At 33.5% G+C, this 17,869-nt stretch carries 17 protein-coding genes; 12 read left to right on the top strand and 5 right to left on the bottom strand.

The window, feature by feature from the left end:
- The first annotated feature begins 18 nt into the window (after positions 1-18).
- Positions 19-2,448 carry a TonB-dependent receptor plug domain-containing protein gene (locus tag LPC23_RS06155; protein WP_229328891.1) on the top strand — a complete coding sequence of 810 codons (2,430 nt, stop codon included), beginning with the start codon at positions 19-21 and terminating at the stop codon, positions 2,446-2,448.
- A gap of 62 nt (positions 2,449-2,510) precedes the next feature.
- Here LPC23_RS06155 and LPC23_RS06150 read toward each other — a convergent pair whose 3' ends face one another.
- Positions 2,511-3,545, bottom strand: coding sequence for a carboxypeptidase-like regulatory domain-containing protein (locus LPC23_RS06150; RefSeq protein WP_229328889.1), 1,035 nt, complete (start codon positions 3,543-3,545; stop codon positions 2,511-2,513).
- A gap of 15 nt (positions 3,546-3,560) precedes the next feature.
- Complete coding sequence (locus tag LPC23_RS06145) at positions 3,561-3,911, bottom strand: 4Fe-4S dicluster domain-containing protein (RefSeq protein WP_229323634.1); 351 nt, start codon at positions 3,909-3,911, stop codon at positions 3,561-3,563.
- Between the two features lie 117 nt (positions 3,912-4,028).
- Here LPC23_RS06145 and LPC23_RS06140 point away from each other — a divergent pair, with 117 nt between their 5' ends.
- The 7 genes from LPC23_RS06140 (at position 4,029) to LPC23_RS06110 (ending at position 11,046) form a co-directional block, all read left to right on the top strand.
- On the top strand, positions 4,029-5,090 hold the full coding sequence (locus LPC23_RS06140) for an acyl-CoA reductase (protein ID WP_229323632.1): 1,062 nt from the start codon (positions 4,029-4,031) through the stop codon (positions 5,088-5,090).
- Between the two features lie 90 nt (positions 5,091-5,180).
- Positions 5,181-6,251, top strand: coding sequence for a 3-phosphoserine/phosphohydroxythreonine transaminase (serC, locus tag LPC23_RS06135; protein WP_229328887.1), 1,071 nt, complete (start codon positions 5,181-5,183; stop codon positions 6,249-6,251).
- 59 nt (positions 6,252-6,310) lie between these two features.
- Positions 6,311-7,261, top strand: a complete 951-nt coding sequence (locus LPC23_RS06130) for a D-2-hydroxyacid dehydrogenase (RefSeq protein ID WP_229323628.1) — start codon at positions 6,311-6,313, stop codon at positions 7,259-7,261.
- A gap of 104 nt (positions 7,262-7,365) precedes the next feature.
- Complete coding sequence (locus tag LPC23_RS06125) at positions 7,366-7,671, top strand: DUF6787 family protein (RefSeq protein WP_229328885.1); 306 nt, start codon at positions 7,366-7,368, stop codon at positions 7,669-7,671.
- A gap of 269 nt (positions 7,672-7,940) precedes the next feature.
- Positions 7,941-8,606 carry an ABC transporter ATP-binding protein gene (locus tag LPC23_RS06120; RefSeq protein WP_229328883.1) on the top strand — a complete coding sequence of 222 codons (666 nt, stop codon included), beginning with the start codon at positions 7,941-7,943 and terminating at the stop codon, positions 8,604-8,606.
- Between the two features lie 259 nt (positions 8,607-8,865).
- Positions 8,866-9,630, top strand: coding sequence for a TIGR02757 family protein (locus tag LPC23_RS06115; RefSeq protein ID WP_229328882.1), 765 nt, complete (start codon positions 8,866-8,868; stop codon positions 9,628-9,630).
- A 69-nt stretch (positions 9,631-9,699) separates the two neighbouring features.
- Positions 9,700-11,046 (top strand): DEAD/DEAH box helicase, encoded by a 1,347-nt coding sequence (locus tag LPC23_RS06110; protein WP_229328881.1) that lies wholly within the window; start codon positions 9,700-9,702, stop codon positions 11,044-11,046.
- A gap of 10 nt (positions 11,047-11,056) precedes the next feature.
- Here LPC23_RS06110 and LPC23_RS06105 read toward each other — a convergent pair whose 3' ends face one another.
- Positions 11,057-12,160, bottom strand: coding sequence for a lactonase family protein (locus LPC23_RS06105; RefSeq protein WP_229328880.1), 1,104 nt, complete (start codon positions 12,158-12,160; stop codon positions 11,057-11,059).
- A gap of 133 nt (positions 12,161-12,293) precedes the next feature.
- On the opposite strand from LPC23_RS06105, the gene LPC23_RS06100 reads away from it, so the two are divergent.
- Genes LPC23_RS06100 through LPC23_RS06085 form a run of 4 tightly spaced genes read left to right on the top strand, consistent with a single transcriptional unit; the run spans position 12,294 to position 16,472 of the window.
- On the top strand, positions 12,294-14,222 hold the full coding sequence (locus LPC23_RS06100) for a vWA domain-containing protein (RefSeq protein WP_229328879.1): 1,929 nt from the start codon (positions 12,294-12,296) through the stop codon (positions 14,220-14,222).
- Positions 14,223-14,228: 6 nt separating this feature from the next.
- Positions 14,229-15,485 carry a dihydroorotase gene (locus LPC23_RS06095; protein WP_229328878.1) on the top strand — a complete coding sequence of 419 codons (1,257 nt, stop codon included), beginning with the start codon at positions 14,229-14,231 and terminating at the stop codon, positions 15,483-15,485.
- Between the two features lie 3 nt (positions 15,486-15,488).
- Positions 15,489-15,818, top strand: coding sequence for a hypothetical protein (locus LPC23_RS06090; protein WP_229323611.1), 330 nt, complete (start codon positions 15,489-15,491; stop codon positions 15,816-15,818).
- Positions 15,819-15,821: 3 nt separating this feature from the next.
- On the top strand, positions 15,822-16,472 hold the full coding sequence (locus LPC23_RS06085; protein ID WP_229328877.1) for an alpha/beta hydrolase: 651 nt from the start codon (positions 15,822-15,824) through the stop codon (positions 16,470-16,472).
- Positions 16,473-16,481: 9 nt separating this feature from the next.
- On the opposite strand, the gene LPC23_RS06080 is transcribed toward LPC23_RS06085, so the two are convergent.
- Together LPC23_RS06080 and LPC23_RS06075 are read right to left on the bottom strand one after the other, a co-directional pair.
- Complete coding sequence (locus LPC23_RS06080; RefSeq protein ID WP_229328876.1) at positions 16,482-16,982, bottom strand: hypothetical protein; 501 nt, start codon at positions 16,980-16,982, stop codon at positions 16,482-16,484.
- Between the two features lie 8 nt (positions 16,983-16,990).
- Positions 16,991-17,755, bottom strand: coding sequence for an MBL fold metallo-hydrolase (locus tag LPC23_RS06075; RefSeq protein WP_229328874.1), 765 nt, complete (start codon positions 17,753-17,755; stop codon positions 16,991-16,993).
- Positions 17,756-17,869: the final 114 nt, after the last annotated feature.

Genomic DNA, 17,869 nt, shown 5'->3' with positions numbered 1-17,869 from the left:
AAACCAAACCAATTATTTATGAAAAAGTACAGTCTTTTTTTGTTGTTAATCAACATCACTTATCTTTTTGCGCAAGAAAAAACCAATACTGATGCAAAGGAACTAAAAGAAGTTCAAATTGTTGGATCAAGAAACACAAAACGAACAGTTGTTAATTCTGCAGTACCTATCGATATCATAAACGTTAAAGATGTTACAACCCAAAGTGGAAAATTAGAAATTAACGAGTTGTTACAATATGTAGCGCCTTCATTTAATGCAAGTAAACAATCCGGATCTGATGGAGCCGATCACGTAGATCCAGCCTCATTGAGAGGAATGGGACCTGATCAGACATTGGTTTTGATTAACGGTAAAAGAAGACATCAATCTTCATTAATCAATTTATTTGGAACAAGAGGTAGAGGAAATACAGGAACTGATTTAAATGCAATCCCAGCAACTGCTATTAAACGAATTGAAATCTTAAGAGATGGAGCTGCAGCACAATATGGTTCTGATGCTATTGCAGGAGTAATTAATATTGTATTGAATGACAATGTAAATGAACTAACAGGAGCTGTAACTTATGGTGCTTTCAATACCAATGCTCAAGGAAATTTTTTACCTGGAACTGCTAACACAAAAAACAATTTTCTTGATGAAAATAGTTTTGGGAACACATTAGGGCAACAAAGAAATTTTGATGGACAGTCATTGAAAGTTGGGGCAAATTATGGTGTTACCGTTGGTAAAAAAGGAGGTACAGCAAATTTCACTGCAGAATATTTAAATAAAGAAAAAACCTTACGTCCTGGATATGATTTCAGAAAAGGGTTTGGTGAAGCAGCAATTCAAGGACTTAACCTTTTTGGAAATTTAAATTTACCAATATCTGACAGGACTGAGTTTTATGCTTTTGGAGGTAGAAATTTCAGAGATACTGATGCCTATGCTTTCACAAGAAATGGAGGAGAGAGAGTTGTTGAATCTATATTCCCAGGGGGGTATACGCCAAGAATAACTTCAGAAATTGTTGATAATTCTATAGCCGCTGGTATTAGAACAAAAACAGCATCAGGATGGAAAATAGATTTAAGTAATACATTCGGAAGAAATCTTTTTCATTACTACATTAAAGGTACACTTAACGCATCTTTGGCTGGAAATTCTCCAACAGAATTTGATGCTGGAGGACATAGTTTAAATCAAAACACTACTAATTTAGATTTTTCTAAAAACTATGAATCGGTTTTAAATGGGATGAACCTGGCTTTTGGTGCAGAATTTAGAACAGAGCAGTTTAGCATTTTTGCTGGAGAAGAAGGTTCTTATTCGACTTACGATGTTGCTGGAAGACCAATTACCAATCCAGCTACTCAAACTGCACCAATTGATCCAATAAGTGGAGAGTTACGACCAGGTGGTTCTCAAGGGTTTCCAGGATACAGTCCTGCAAACGAAGTAAAGAAAAACCGAAGTAACGTATCTTTATATACAGATGCAGAATTTGACGTTACTAAAAGCTTATTAGTAAGTACTGCTGTCCGTTTTGAAAATTATAGTGATTTTGGAAGCACATTGAATGGTAAATTGGCAGCTCGATTGAAAGCGACAGACAATATCAACTTCAGAGGTTCTTTGAGTACAGGATTTAGAGCGCCATCATTGGCTCAGGTATATTATAACTTGCGATTTACAAACTTTAATTCTGGTGGTGCAACAGAAGTACTTCTTTCTCCAAACAATAGTCCAGTTACACAAGCATTCGGAATAAATAAATTAAATGAAGAGAAAGCCGTTAACGGTTCTTTAGGAGTAACTGCTAGTTTCGGAGCTTTCACAGCAACTGTAGATGGATACTTTATAAATGTTCAAGATCGTATCGTACTAACAGGCTATTTTGATGCATCAGCTTTAAATTTAGGAGTATCTGAAGCTCAATTCTTTTCAAATGGTGTGGATACTAAAACTGCTGGTGTTGATTTAGTTTTTGCATGGAAAAAAACAATTGGAGATGCAAAATTTGGAGCAACTTTAGTCGGAAACATTAATAACATGGAGATTAGTAATGTTAAAAATGGTAGTTTAGATGAAGGTACTTTCTTTGGAAAAAGAGAAAAAGCTTTCTTATTGGCTTCAGCTCCTCAAAGTAAATTTGGTTTGAATTTAAATTATTCAAAAAATAAATTTGACGCAGGTTTAGCTTTTACCAACTTTAGTAAAATAGTTCTAGTTGATTACGCTGATGAAGATGATGTATATACTGCTAAAACAGTAACTGACTTAACTTTCGGTTATAAACTATCTAAACAATTAAAGTTGAGTGTTGGAAGTAATAACTTATTCAATATTTATCCAGACCAACAAGATGAGCAAGGTAACACAGAAGCAGGTGGATACTGGGACTCAGTACAAATGGGATTCAGTGGAGCCTATTACTATGCTAGATTAGGATTTACTTTCTAATTCAAATTCTCTTAAACGAAAAAATCCTGAGCAATTGCTCAGGATTTTTTTTTATTTTTTATTTAATAAGGAATATAATCAATAGGCAACATATCACCCACTCTTTTTTCGCTTATATCTCCAGAAAATTCGATTTTATCCACCGGAAAAAAATTCCCGAATTCGTCAACTTGAAATTCGTTTATTTTAAAATTGATTTTAGATTGTTCTCGATTGTTATATAATATGTTGAAACTATTAAAGAATCCAATTTTTGAATTCTGAATTGCTTTCAATTTATTATTTAAAACCGTGATCGTATACAAATTAGCTATTTTATCTACCTTAAATTGAAGGTTAGGATCAGTTACAAAACTCCCTTCAAAAAGTAGAAAGCTTTTTTTATCCCATTTTTTTTCCACCAAGTTTTTAAATAAATGATTGTAGGATCCTAAATAAGACTTTATCCTATTCTTGTTTGTAATTTCAGCTTTATTATTAGTAAGATCGGTAAAAAAAGAAGTCCCAGCAAAGAAACTTGATTTCACATATTGATTGGAAATTGATTTTTTTGAAAACTTTAAATTAAAATCTTGTAATTCAAAAACCAATTTATAACCAAGATGTTTATTGATAATTACTAATTTAGAATCAGAATGTGCATTAAGTTGATTTTTAGAACCATCATAATCCAATTGAATCGCAGATTCATTTTCAATAAAACAACTTCTTCCCGCCTTTGTTTTACCTAGAAAATGGTCTTTAAAGGCTGACATCATTTGCTTTCTGGTAAAATACGGTTTAGATACTATTACTTCCCTTAATTGTGTAATACTGGGAGAAAGTTTAATCGATAGGAATGAAGAGCTATAGTTTTGAATACGTTGTGTTTCATAGCCTAAATAACCTACAACAAGAACAGATTGAGGCAAAACACTTTTTTCAAAATAAAAATTACCAGTCTCATCTGTCAAAAAACCAATTGTAGTTCCATCTAAAAAAAGAGAAACACCTACCATCGGGTTATTATTTTCGTCAACCACTTTTCCTTGAATCTTATTTTGAGAAAAAAGTAAAATAGAAACGCAGAAAAAAGAGATTGAAAAAAATAACTTCATAGGTTCATTTTAATACTATTCGTTATGTAAAAAAGCTTGTCGGTTTAACAATGTTTCTTCTGACTCTACATGATTATCGTCGGGAATACAACAATCAACTGGACAAACTGCAGCACATTGTGGTTCATCATGAAAACCTTTACATTCTGTACATTTTCCTGGAACAATGTAATACACATCGTCAGAAATAGGTGTTTGAGGCGCATCAGAATCTACTTCAGTACCATCAGGCAAAATTACTTTACCCGTAAGTTTAGTTCCGTCTTTATATCTCCAGTCATCAGCTCCTTCGTAAATTGCAGTATTTGGACATTCTGGTTCACAAGCCCCACAATTAATGCATTCATCTGTAATTATTATTGCCATATTTTCTTGTCTTTTATTTGGGTATAGAAAGTATCAAAATTGTCTTTTTGACTTTCGTCTATTTTATGCTTAATTTTGCACAAAATTACAATCAAAACCATTCATAAACAAACATTCATGGACTTAGAAACAAAAAAAAATGTTTTTGTTACATTAGGACGATTTTTAGAACAATTTAAAGAAGATAAATCTTCTAAAGACCTTAGCGTTCCTTTAAACGATTTGTTTTATGATGACTTTTTAAATTTGATTCATTTATCACAATCACATAATGGATGGTATACTCCTGAACAAGTCTATTTTTCTATCCAATCTTGGGCTAAAGCATTGACAGAAGAGAACCTCAACAAATGGCTATCCAACTATGATTTCACCCATGTAGAACCAAAAAAAATAGCATTAATTCTAGCTGGAAATATTCCGTTAGTTGGGTTTCATGATTTTATTTCAGTATTAGTTTCCGGACATAATACCTTGGTAAAAACATCCTCTGACGACCAACATTTATTACCTTTTTTAGCAAAATACATTATCGCTATCCAACCCGAATTCGCTCATAGAATCGAATTTGTATCCGGAAAATTAGAAAATTTTGATGCTGTTATTGCTACAGGAAGTAATAATACAGCACGCTATTTTGACTATTATTTCAAAGACAAACCTTCCATTATTAGAAAAAACAGAAACTCTATTGCTGTTTTGGATGGAAATGAATCCAAAGAACAACTAATAGCTTTGGGTGAAGATATTTTTAGGTACTTTGGTCTAGGTTGTCGCAATGTGTCTAAACTTTTTGTGCCAAAAGGCTATTCATTTGATGCTTTTTTTGAAGCCATTTTTGAATACCAAGATGTAATACATTATGAAAAATACGCAAATAATTACGACTATAATAAAGCGGTATTTTTGATGAGTAATTTTAAATTATTAGATAATGGTTTTTTAACATTGAAAGAAGACGAAAGTTTTGGCTCTCCTATTTCAAGTGTGTTTTATGAATTCTATGACACTATTGAATCTGTAAAAGAAAAGATCAGCAGTCAAGCCGACGCTATTCAGTGTATAGTAAGTTCAAATTTAGTTCCAAATAGCATTCCTTTTGGCCAAACGCAACGGCCTGAATTATGGGATTATGCGGATAATATCGATACTATTTCGTTTTCGTTAACAATAAACTAGTAAATTGTTTAAATGTTTCCATTATTTTAATTGATTTTAAGAAATGAATGTCGAAATTTGTAATCTTTAAATTTGGAACAAACAACTACCATGAAAAAACACAACTACAGCGCAGGTCCCTGCATTTTACCACAAGAAGTTTTTGAAAAATCATCACAAGCCATTTTAGATTTTAATAATTCAGGTTTATCCATTTTAGAAATTTCCCACCGAAGCAAAGATTTCGTTGCAGTAATGGATGAAGCTAGATCCTTAGCGCTTGAATTACTAGGACTAGAAGGCAAAGGATACCAAGCACTTTTCCTTGCAGGAGGAGCTAGTTTGGAGTTTTTAATGGTTCCGTATAACTTAATGAAAGTGAATGGAAAAGCGGCTTATTTAGATTCAGGAACTTGGGCTTCGGCTGCTATCAAAGAAGCTAAATTTTTTGGAGAAACCGTTGTTGTCGCTTCATCAAAAGATCAAAACTACAATAATGTACCTAAAGGATATTCTATACCTGCAGACGCAGATTATTTCCATTGTACAAGTAACAATACTATTTTTGGAACTCAAATGAAAGAAATTCCAACTACTAACATTCCAGTAGTTTGCGATATGAGTTCTGATATTTTTTCACGTCAATTGGACTTTACTAAATTTGACATTATCTACGCTGGAGCTCAAAAAAATATGGGGCCTGCTGGAACCACTTTAGTAGTAGTTAAAGAAGAAATTCTAGGTAAAAACGGTAGAGAAATCCCTAGTATTTTAGATTATGCAAAACATATTAAAGCAGAGAGTATGTACAACACGCCTGCCGTTTTCCCTGTATATGCTTCGCTGCTAACACTACAATGGTTGAAAAATTTAGGCGGAATAGCTGCAGTAGAAAAACTCAACAATGCTAAAGCTAATTTACTTTACACAGAAATTGACAGAAATCCATTATTCAAAGGAGCGGCGGCTGTTGAAGATCGTTCGGTTATGAATGCTACTTTCTTATTGAACAACCCAGAACACGCAACTGTTTTTGATGCTATGTGGAAAGAAGCGGGTATATCTGGATTGCCAGGACACCGTTCAGTGGGGGGTTACAGAGCCTCTATGTATAATGCGATGCCAATTGAAAGCGTTCAAGTATTAGTTGACGTAATGCAAGCTTTAGAAAAAGCAGTTTAATAAATAATTTATCAATTTGAGGATAAAATTACTTCCTTCCTCGCAATGAAATAAACACAATGAAAGTATTAGCAAATGACGGAATTTCTAAAAGTGGAATTCAAGCATTAGAAAAAGGCGGATTTGAAGTGATTACTACTAAAGTAGCACAAGAACAAGTAGCTAACTTTATTAACGAAAATAACGTAAGCGTTATCTTGGTTCGAAGTGCAACTAAAGTTCGTAAAGATATTATCGATGCTTGTCCTGGTATCAAAATCATCGGACGTGGTGGTGTTGGAATGGATAACATTGATGTGGATTATGCAAAAAGCAAAGGAATCAATGTAATCAACACACCTGCTTCTTCATCTGAATCAGTTGCGGAATTGGTTTTTGGACATTTATTTAATGGAGTTCGTTTTTTACACGACTCTAACAGAAATATGCCTTTGGAAGGGGATTCTAACTTTGAAGGTTTGAAAAAAGCATACGCTAACGGAACTGAATTAAGAGGTAAAACTTTAGGAATTGTAGGTATCGGTCGTATTGGCCAAGCTACTGCAAAAATGGCTCTTGGTTTAGGAATGAAAGTTATCGCTGCGGATAGTTTCATTGACAAAGTAGACGTAAAAGTAGAATTTTTTGACGGACAATCTGTAACGACAACAATTGTTTCACAATCTTTAGAATCTTTATTCAAAGAAGCTGATTTCATTTCGTTACACGTTCCTGCTCAAAACGGATACATTATCTCAAAAGCGGAATTGGCAATAATGAAAGATGGCGTAGGAATTGTAAACTGTGCTCGTGGTGGCGTAATTGACGAAATCGCTTTAATCGATGCTTTAGATAGTGGTAAAGTAGGTTTTGCTGGATTGGACGTTTTTGAAAGCGAACCAAAACCAGAAATTAGAATACTTATGCACCCAAAAATCTCTTTAACTCCTCACATTGGAGCTGCCACAGGAGAGGCTCAAGATAGAATTGGAACGGAATTAGCCCAACAAATCATCAGTATTTTAGGTTAATTTATTCAACTATACTCACAAAAAGGATGTCAAAAAAAGACATCCTTTTTTTATGCTTTACTTCGTTCGAAAATCATAACTTTGTATTGCTTTATTCCATAATAATGAAAAAATTAAAAGAGCGTTGGGGAGTGCAATCCAATTTCCAACTGACAATTATTTTTATCGTTTTTGCAATCACCGGTTCAGCTTCAGCAATAGCGTCGAAACCTGTTTGTGTATGGCTTGGAATTACTAAAGATGATTTTGGATTTTTCTTCACTCCCATCCGACTACTATTGCTATTTCCCTTATACCAAGTGTTGTTAGTTTCTATTGGATTTCTTTTTGGGCAGTTTGCCTTTTTTTGGGAGTTTGAAAAGAAAATGCTTCGTAGTATAGGTTTAGGATTTTTATTTAAAGAAAAATAAATCCAATCGACAATTACAATTCGAATAACTTTCTACTCTCATTTACCACATAGAAACATAGTTTTTTATCATTTCAAAAGAAATAGATAGACGTTTCACTCTTCACATAACCGCTATGTGGAAATAGTACTATTCTATACAATCTTATATTTATAACTCAATTTCTATGTTTCTATGTGGTTATAAAATTAAAACCTTTATATAATCCATTGCAAAAAATCTTTTCATTATCTCCATAATCTTTGTTTCTTTGTAAAAACTAGTTTCAGATGATACAAGCGAAAAACCTACATAAATTCTACGACCAATTAGAAGTACTAAAAGGAGTAGATTTACACATTAAAAAAGGTGAAATTGTATCTATTGTTGGAGCTTCAGGAGCAGGAAAAACCACTTTGTTGCAATTATTAGGTACTTTAGATCAACCTTCTTTACAAGAAGGAACAGAGTTGTTCATCAATGGAGAAAATGTGTTGACGATGAACGACAAAGCCTTATCCAAATTCAGAAACCTAAATCTGGGTTTTATCTTTCAATTTCATCAATTACTACCGGAATTTACGGCTTTAGAAAACGTATGTATTCCGGCTTTTATTGCCAATAAAAACAAAGGAGAAACGGAGACTGAAGCGAAACGATTATTGGAGTATTTAGGTCTTTCGCATCGAATGGATCATAAACCCAATGCGCTTTCAGGCGGAGAACAACAACGTGTAGCTGTAGCGCGTGCTTTAATCAACAAACCCGATGTGATTTTTGCTGACGAACCTTCTGGAAATCTGGATACGACTTCGGCAGAGAACTTACACCAATTGTTTTTTAAATTGCGTGATGAGTTCGGGCAAACTTTTGTGATTGTCACTCATAATGAAGAACTCGCTAATATGGCGGATAGAAAATTAATCATGGTAGACGGACAGATTAGCAATCCTTAATTACAAAATCTTTTCTTTTTTTTCACCACATAGAAACATAGAAAAAATTGTATTAAAAGATTAAGATAGACGTTTCACTCTTCACATAATAACTATGTGAAAAATAGAACTATTTCTATACTTTCTTTTTTTATTTACCTTATCTATGTCTCTATGTGGTTGAATATTTTACACCTCACTGTATTATTTGATGCTTTAGCACACCTTCAAAATTATATAAATAACCTATCTTTGAAATCCCTTTATTTTCGATAACCATATGAATTCCGATGAACTAAAATCTTTTCTAGACGAAAAAGTTATCCAATACAATACCCGAGATTTTATCGATAGCGACCCCGTTCAAATTCCGCATTTATTTTCTCAAAAAGAAGACATTGAAATAGCTGGATTTTTAGCAGCAACTATTGCTTGGGGTAACCGCAAGATGATTATCAAAAATGCACATCGCATGATGGAATTGATGGGCAACTCACCTTATGACTTTGTGCATTCGCATCAAGAAAAAGACTTAAAAGATTTAGAATCATTTGTACACCGAACTTTTAACGGTCAGGATTTTATTGTATTCATCAAAGGGTTGCAACACATTTATCAAAATCACAACGGACTAGAAGCCGTTTTTGCCAAAAATCAAGAAACGTTGTCTATGCAAAAGAGCATTCATGAATTCAAGAAAGTCTTTTTTAATGTTCCGCATGCAACACGTACTCAAAAACACATTTCAGATCCACTTAATAATTCGGCAGCCAAAAGAATTAATATGTATTTGCGCTGGATGGTGCGCCAAGATACTAAAGGAGTCGATTTAGGTATTTGGAAAAGCATCTCACCCGCTGCGCTCTCTTGTCCACTTGATGTACATTCGGGAAATGTGGCTCGAAAACTAGGTTTATTGCATCGCAAACAAAATGATGGTAAAGCTTTAGCTGAACTTGATGCTCAGTTACGTATTCTTGACGCAAATGATCCCGTGAAATATGATTTTGCGTTATTTGGTTTAGGCGTATTTGAAGGGTTTTGATTTGACACGAACAACTTAATACACCAAAAATCCCCCTTTTTAATGTACCTTTGCACAAAATAGCAATTTATGAGCACTTTTGAGCAATTCAATCTTCCTAAATCGGTACAAAAAGCCATTGACGAGTTAGGCTTTACTACGCCTACTCCTATTCAAGAAAAATCATTTTCTGTGATTATGTCGGGTCGTGATATGATGGGAATTGCACAAACGGGAACGGGTAAAACCTTTGCTTATTTATTGCCGTTGTTAAAACTATACAAGTTTACCAATACCAACACACCAAAAATTGTGATTTTAGTACCTACCCGAGAGTTAGTCGTTCAAGTGGTGGAAGAAGTTGAAAAATTGACCAAATACATGTCGGTTAGCACTCTCGGAATTTACGGGGGTGTAAACATCAATACTCAGAAAAAAGCCGTTTACGAAGGAGTTGATATTTTAGTTGGGACGCCGGGTAGAACGATGGATTTGGCATTAGATGCTGTAGTTCGATTTGACGAAACTCAAAAGTTAGTCATTGACGAATTTGATGAAATGCTGAATTTAGGGTTTAGAACCCAATTGACTGCCTTATTGGCAATGATGAAAACCAAACGTCAAAATATTCTATTCTCGGCTACAATGACCGAAGAAGTAGATGCTGTTTTGAATGACTTTTTTGATTATCCAGAAGAAGTAACACTTTCGGCTTCGGGTACACCATTAGAAAAAATAACTCAAATTACTTACCAAGTTCCTAATTTCAATACCAAAGTCAATTTATTAATACATTTATTGACTACGGATGAAAGCATGAGTCGAGTTTTGGTTTTTGTAAACAATAAAAAAATATCAGATTTACTTTTTGAAAGCATCGACGAAGAGTTTGAAGGACAGTTTGGAGTAATTCACTCCAACAAATCACAAAACTACCGTTTGAGTACGATGGCCGAATTTCAAGAAGGCAATTTGCGTGGTTTAATCACAACCGATATAATGGCGAGAGGTTTGGATATTTCCAATATCACCCACGTTATCAATTTCGAAATGCCTGAACTTCCTGAGTTATATATGCACCGTATTGGTCGTACCGGTCGTGCTGATGCCGAAGGAACTTCCATTAGTTTTGTTACTCCTCGTGAAGAAGAATCTTTTGTAGAAGTAGAAGTATTAATGAACAAAGAACTTGAAATCACTCCTTTTCCAGAAGAAGTGGAAATTTCAATTAAGTTGATTGGCCCTGAAAAAGACCGCCAACCGGTGAAGTTTTTAATGAAAAAGGTGAAATTAGAGGGTGATGGTGCGTATCACGAAAAAGCCAAAAAGAACACCAAAGTCAATTTGGGCGGACCATCAAAAACTAAAAAGAAAACCCACGGTTCTGTCAACCGAAATATGCTCAAAACTAGAGCTCAAAAGAAGAAGAAAAAGTAAATTTTATCTTCTAATTTCCAAAAACCATACAAACCGGAGAACATAATTCTAGGCGTTTACCTGAATCAATTATAGCTCCTGAAACAGTATCTCTTTTAAAAACAACCACTTCATTAGAGTATTGGTGCGCTACTAAAAGAAATTTCCCTGTTGGATCAATGACAAAATTACGAGGTCCTTTCCCCAAAGAAGAAACCACTGATTGCGTTTGCAATTGACCATTTTTCAGGATTTTAAAAATAGAAATCGTATTCGCTTCTCCTCTATTCGAAGCATATAAAAATTTTCCGTCAGGCGAAATATGAATATCTGCTCCGGTAAAATTCCCTTTAAAGTCTTTTGCTAAAATTGTAGTTTCTTGAATTTTATGTAACTGCCCATTCGCAAAACTAAAAACCGACAAAGCGCCGTTTAATTCTTGCAACAGATATACAAACTTGCCGTCTTTACTAAAAGTTAAGTGACGTGGCCCACTTCCTGATTCAACTGTAACTGTACTTTTAAATTTCATTATTTCAGAAGCTGCATTGGGATGATATTCATAGATATAAACAGCATCCGTTCCTAAATCGTTACTCAGAATGTATTTTTTATCTGGCGAAAAATAGACCATGTGCACATGTGCGCCTCCTTGGCGAGGATGGATTCCTTTTCCTTTATGTTGCAGTACTTGTTTCGCTTCGGTCAAACTACCTTTGGTATTTTTGCCAAAAACAGCGATGTTTCCACCCGAATAATTGGCAACAATCACATTATTGTCATCGTTGATTATATAACATGGATCAGCACCTTCGGCTTTTTGCTTATTCAACTCTGTTAATTTTCCGCTACCAGAGTCAAACTGAAACGAACTCACGGTACTTTCGGCTCCATTTTCATTAACCGAGTATACTATTTTTTGGTCTTTAGAAAGTGCTAAATAACTTGGATTAATTACTTTTTCGGTTGCGTTTTTGTATACAAAATCTCCTGTATTAGTGTCAAAATCGTATACATAAATCCCTTTGCTATCGCAACTATTAGTATACGTACCAATTAATAAAGGAAGTTTTTGAGTTTGAGCCTGTACAAAAGAAAAAAGGAAGAATACTACGATTGCTATACAATATTTCATTTTCTTGTGAATTGAATTGCTAAAATTAACAATAAATGAACACGAATTAAGATTAAATTGTAATCATTCTAGCTACTTAACTAATTTCAAATTTGTAATTTTGAATGCTATGCAATTTTAATACAAAAAACCAATGCAATTCAAACATCCCGAAATCCTGTACTTTCTTTTTCTTTTGGTAGTACCCTTTTTGGTTCATTTGTTTCAATTGCGTCGTTTTAAAAAAGAATATTTTACTAATGTTCGCTTTCTAAAAGCTCTTACCATTCAAAGTCGGAAAAGTTCTCAAATTAAAAAATGGTTGTTGTTAGTTACACGATTACTCTTTTTAACTGCATTGGTTTTGGCCTTTGCCCAACCTTTTTCATCCACAAATGAAAGTTCCAAATCACAAAAGGAATTGTACATCATTCTTGACAATTCGTATAGCATGCAAGCTAAAGGAAAGAAAGGGGAACTATTACAAAGAGCTATTCAAGAGTTACTTGAAAATCTCCCACAAGAGCAAAATTTTTCTTTATTAACTGCTAATGAATCCTTTTGGAATACCGATATTCAATCCATACAGAAAGAAGTTCAAAATCTAGATTATTGCGCAACAGCTTTTGAATTAGAGCCAATTTTAACTCAGATACAAGCGCGACCATCATTAAACAAAAAAGAAATTTTGATTATTACCGATGGTAAAGGTGTAACAAGTAAAACACTGAAAACTATCAAAGATAAAGAAAACATCACATTTCATATTCCAAAAGTAGAACAACAATATAACGTGTCTATTGACAGTGTTTTTATACGTCAAACTTTAGATGACTTTTATGAAATTGGAGTTCAAATTAGCAATTATGGGGAGAATAGCAAAGCTGTTTCGTTAGGAATATATGACCAACAAAAATTGGTAGCTAAATCAATGATTAAATTAAACAAACAAAAACAAGTCTTCCCTTTTACAATTCCTAAAAAGGCGTTTCATGGATATATTTCAATAATCGACAATGGTTTAGCTTTTGATAACACTTACTATTTTAGTATTGGCGAAAGTCAAAAAACTAAAGTAATCAGTATTGGTGAAGCTTCAAAAAGCACTTATTTATCTCGAATTTATACCAACGATGAGTTTGAATATCAAAACAGTAATCTATCACAATTAGACTTTACTAGATTAGAAGTACAAGATGTCATAATTGTTAATGAAATTGATGAAATTTCGCAAGCTCTTCAAACTACGTTACAGTCTTTTGCTGAGAAAGGCGGGACTGTGATAGTAATTCCATCTGCAAAAACAACAATTTCAAATCTAAATTCATTGTTGAATCCAACAAAAACTATCCAATATAAATCCTTAAATAAAACAGAGAAATTAATTACCAAAATTCACTTTTCAAATCCTGTTTTCAAAAATGTTTTTGACAAACAAATAAGTAATTTTCAATACCCAAAAACTAAAGTAAATTTTGATTTCAATTACTTTGGCGCATCGATTTTATCCTACCAAGATCAAAGTCCATTTTTACAATCTGCTAACTTGGGAACAGGAAAAGTATTTGTTTTCTCAGCACCTTTGAATTCTGACAATTCTAATTTCCAACAATCTCCTTTAATTGTCCCTGTCTTTTATAAATTAGCGCAAAACGAAGAAAAAAATGGGATTATAGCAAGAACTATTGGAAATTCCGAACCTTATTTTGTACATACCAATAGCAGTAAAGATGGGGTATTACGAATTAAAAATAAAAAGGAACAATTCATTCCTGTACAACAAATTTTGAATACTAAAGTCAAAATGGACTTGGGTAATTATCCTAAAAAAGATGGTAATTTTGAGATTTTTAACAATGATATAAAAATTGAAAATTGTAGTTTCAACTATAATAGAGTCGAAAGCAATCCCTTTGAAGCAGATCAAAAATGGCTTTCAGAATACCAGCAAATCGATTCAATAAATACTTTTTTTGATAGTATTCAAACCGAAAATAACGATAGTCAAATATGGAAATGGTTTCTTATATTTGCAGTGTTATTTCTACTTACAGAAACTGCAATTATCCGATTTGTAAAATAAATTTATATGAAAACAATCATCCGAAGTGCAAAAATTATAGATCCAAAAAGTCCTTATCATAACAAGACTGTAGATATTTTAATTGCCGATGGATGTATTTCAAAAATTGATTCAACACTATCAAATTCTGAAAATTACAACGAAATAAAGCGAGATAACTTACATATATCCGTTGGATGGTTTGACAGTAGTGTATCTCTAGGGGAACCTGGTTATGAAGATAGAGAAACCATAAAAAACGGATTAGAGGTTGCTGCAAAAAGTGGTTTCAGCGGAATTGCTTTACAACCAAACTCCCACCCTATTATTGACAATCAATCGCAAGTTCTTTTCGTAAAAAGTAAAGCTCAAGAAGCAGCAACCGAATTGTTCCCAATTGGTGCCTTAACCAAAGAGAGCGAAGGAAAAGATATGGCCGAACTATACGATATGAAAAATGCAGGAGCGATAGCTTTTGGAGATTACAATCGTAGTTTGTCAAATGCCAATTTATTAAAAATTGCCATGCAATACACCCAAGACTTTGATGGTTTAGTTATAGCATTTGCCCAAGATGATAAAATCAAAGGGAATGGAGTGGCTAACGAAGGAATAGTATCAACACGGTTGGGGCTTAAAGGAATTCCGAATTTAGCCGAAGAAATAGAGGTTGCAAGAAACTTATTCTTGTTAGAATACACTGGAGGAAAATTACATATTCCAACCATCTCTACAGCAAAATCAGTTACTTTAATTCAAGAAGCAAAAGCAAAAGGATTACAAGTAAGTTGTAGTGTTGCGGTGCATAATTTAGTTTTGAATGATGAAAAATTGGAAGAATTTGATACTCGCTATAAAGTGACACCTCCATTACGTTCTGAAGCAGACCGATTGGCTTTGATTGAAGGTGTTAAAAATGGAATTATCGATACCATAACATCAGACCACAACCCAATTGATATCGAACATAAAAAAATGGATTTTGATACAGCAAAAAACGGAACCATTGGACTTGAAAGCGCATTTGGGGCATTACTTACTGTTCTTCCTGTAGAGACCGTTGTTGAAAAACTAACTTCTGGAAGAGCATTATTCGGGTTAAAAACACCATCTATAATCGAAGGTACTCCAGCTAATTTATGCTTATTCAATCCTGATGGAAAAAGTACATTTACTTCGGATAAAATCCTTTCAAAATCAAAGAACTCAGCTTTTATTGGTTCCGAAATTAAAGGAGAAGTATATGGAATTCTGAATCAAAATCAACTGATTCTAAATCAATAAATCATGAATAAAGAGACCATTGAAGCAGGTAAAGCAACTGCCATAACGAGTTATATTTTAGGAATTGGGGTATTCATAGCTATGTCAATGAATGCGGATACTAAAAATCCATTTGCTTCATTTCATATTCGTCAAGGATTAGGATTAACTTTGACTTTTATTTCTTTAGGTTTAATTATCAGCAATTTTGATAGCTTGTTAATTTCATTTCCCATGTGGATTTTCATTTCTGTTTTATGGACTTATGGTATTTTTACAGCTATAAAAGGAGAAACTAAACCAATTCCTCTTCTAGGAAACTATTTCCAAAAGGGGCTATCAAATATTTCATAAACCATGAATTTATCTTTAGAATACCTCATCAGAGAACCAAAAATAAAAAAAGATTTCAATCCACTTTTACTTTTATTGCACGGATACGGCAGTAATGAAGCAGATTTATTTTCTTTTGCATCTGAACTTCCTGAAGAGTATTATGTGATAGCAGCTCGTGCTCCTTACGACTTACAATACGGAAGCTATGCTTGGTATGCGATTAATTTTGATGCCGACGAAAATAAATTCTCCGACTACGAACAAGCTAAAGTTTCAAGAGATTTGATAGGAACGTTTATCGATGAACTAATTGAGAACTATCCAATCAACCCGAAAAATATAAACTTACTTGGCTTTAGCCAAGGAGCAATCTTAAGTTATGGTGTAGCCCTTTCAAATCCAAGCAAAATCAAAAATGTAATTGGACTGAGTGGCTATGTAAGCGAACCCATTTTAAAAGAAGGTTTTGAAAACAATGATTTTTCCGATTTAGGAATTTTTGCCTCACATGGTACAGTTGACCAAGTAATCCCTATTGATTGGGCGAGAAAATCCGATGCTTTTTTAACACAAAAAGGAATAGTACATACCTACAAAGAATATCCAATTGGACACGGTATCTCTCCTCAGGTATTTTTTGATTTCAAGAATTGGCTACAAGAGCATTCGTAAAGAACCTAATTATTTTTGATACAAAAGAGATTGATTTACTTCAAACGAAATGGTTTCATCATCATTAACAAAATACTTCAATAAAACTTCACCCCATATTTCGCCATCACTAAAATCTGCGATAATCCATCTGTGATTTAGTATTTTTACTTTATTGATGATGAATTTATTCGCACCAATTTGATCTTGACCTGTGTATGGGTTTCCTTTAGGATTGGAATTGTAATCCAATAACTTTTCTGTAACTACTGGAATTAGCTTCTCGTATTGAATCGTCTTATTTGAGTTTTGAGAATCAAAATAATTTTGAGCATTTTCATTTTTTTCTAAAGAAAAATAGTTGGCATCAGCTAATTTATTTGAAACAGCTGTCAAACTATCTCTCAACTTTGTAGTGGTTTTCTCAAAACGCTTTTGTTCAAATTGTACTTCACTATTTAAAAATGCATAGGTAAACAAGGTTGTCAAAGCAAAAAGTATTGTTAAATAAAGTAATAAAGATCGTTTCATAGTAGGTATTATATAGTAATTTCTAAATTATCGTAAGCCAGAAAAACATTTTCAGGAAGCTTTTTTTGAACTTCTTCGTGAAAACCTAAAAGATGACTAATGTGCGTCAAATAGGTTTTTTCAGGTTGAATCAAAGTTATGAAATCCAAAGCTTCTTTCAAATTAAAATGAGTTTGATGTGGCTCCTCACGTAATGCATTTATTACAAGCACTTTGAGTCCTCTTAATTTTTCAATCTCTGATTCTTGAATGGTTTTCACATCAGTTAAATAAGCAAAATCCTCCACGCGATAACCAAACACCTGTAAATCTCCGTGCAAAACATCAATTGGAGTAACCATTTTATTTCCAATAGCAAAAGGGACATTATTAACAACCTCCTGAGTAGTTACCGATGGAGCGCCAGGATACTTATTGACTGTTTCAAATACATAGTCAAAGCGTTTCTTTAAATTTTGAATTACTCGAGAATGAGCAAAAAAAGGTAGGGGTCCTTGACGAAAATTAAATGGCCTGATGTCATCAATTCCTGCAGTATGATCAGCATGTTCGTGGGTGAATAAAATTCCGTCAACTTTTTGGCAATTCGAAGCCAACATTTGTTGCCTAAAATCAGGTCCACAATCCAAAACAAAGGAATAATCCTCCCAAGACAGCCAAACCGATACTCGCAAACGTTTGTCTTTTGAATCAGTACTTTTGCACACAGGATGATCACTCCCTATAACAGGAATGCCTTGAGATGTTCCAGTGCCTAAAAAATAAACTTTCAAAAAATAGAAGGTGTTGAAATTAAAATACTAACAAAAATAAAAAAAACCATATCGAAAACTAGTGATTCTACATTTCATTCCAAGAAAATTGTTGTTTTCATAATTTTATCGACA

Source organism: Flavobacterium ammonificans (assembly GCF_020885975.1).
GTDB classification, from domain to species: domain Bacteria; phylum Bacteroidota; class Bacteroidia; order Flavobacteriales; family Flavobacteriaceae; genus Flavobacterium; species Flavobacterium ammonificans.
The sequence above is the reverse complement of the archived record's forward strand: the minus strand, read 5'-3'. Positions and strand labels throughout refer to the sequence as shown.

What these genes read in the sequence shown, in the direction of transcription:
- LPC23_RS06155 (WP_229328891.1), top strand. Translation starts at nt 19, where the DNA reads ATGAAAAAGTACAGTCTTTTTTTGTTGTTAATCAACATCACTTATCTT.
- LPC23_RS06095 (WP_229328878.1), top strand. Translation starts at nt 14,229, where the DNA reads ATGAAAACAATCATCCGAAGTGCAAAAATTATAGATCCAAAAAGTCCT.
- LPC23_RS06120 (WP_229328883.1), top strand. Translation starts at nt 7,941, where the DNA reads ATGATACAAGCGAAAAACCTACATAAATTCTACGACCAATTAGAAGTA.
- LPC23_RS06100 (WP_229328879.1), top strand. Translation starts at nt 12,294, where the DNA reads ATGCAATTCAAACATCCCGAAATCCTGTACTTTCTTTTTCTTTTGGTA.
- LPC23_RS06110 (WP_229328881.1), top strand. Translation starts at nt 9,700, where the DNA reads ATGAGCACTTTTGAGCAATTCAATCTTCCTAAATCGGTACAAAAAGCC.
- LPC23_RS06080 (WP_229328876.1), bottom strand. Translation starts at nt 16,982, where the DNA reads ATGAAACGATCTTTATTACTTTATTTAACAATACTTTTTGCTTTGACA.
- LPC23_RS06125 (WP_229328885.1), top strand. Translation starts at nt 7,366, where the DNA reads ATGAAAAAATTAAAAGAGCGTTGGGGAGTGCAATCCAATTTCCAACTG.
- LPC23_RS06130 (WP_229323628.1), top strand. Translation starts at nt 6,311, where the DNA reads ATGAAAGTATTAGCAAATGACGGAATTTCTAAAAGTGGAATTCAAGCA.
- LPC23_RS06090 (WP_229323611.1), top strand. Translation starts at nt 15,489, where the DNA reads ATGAATAAAGAGACCATTGAAGCAGGTAAAGCAACTGCCATAACGAGT.
- serC (WP_229328887.1), top strand. Translation starts at nt 5,181, where the DNA reads ATGAAAAAACACAACTACAGCGCAGGTCCCTGCATTTTACCACAAGAA.
- LPC23_RS06085 (WP_229328877.1), top strand. Translation starts at nt 15,822, where the DNA reads ATGAATTTATCTTTAGAATACCTCATCAGAGAACCAAAAATAAAAAAA.
- LPC23_RS06150 (WP_229328889.1), bottom strand. Translation starts at nt 3,545, where the DNA reads ATGAAGTTATTTTTTTCAATCTCTTTTTTCTGCGTTTCTATTTTACTT.
- LPC23_RS06145 (WP_229323634.1), bottom strand. Translation starts at nt 3,911, where the DNA reads ATGGCAATAATAATTACAGATGAATGCATTAATTGTGGGGCTTGTGAA.
- LPC23_RS06140 (WP_229323632.1), top strand. Translation starts at nt 4,029, where the DNA reads ATGGACTTAGAAACAAAAAAAAATGTTTTTGTTACATTAGGACGATTT.
- LPC23_RS06115 (WP_229328882.1), top strand. Translation starts at nt 8,866, where the DNA reads ATGAATTCCGATGAACTAAAATCTTTTCTAGACGAAAAAGTTATCCAA.
- LPC23_RS06105 (WP_229328880.1), bottom strand. Translation starts at nt 12,160, where the DNA reads ATGAAATATTGTATAGCAATCGTAGTATTCTTCCTTTTTTCTTTTGTA.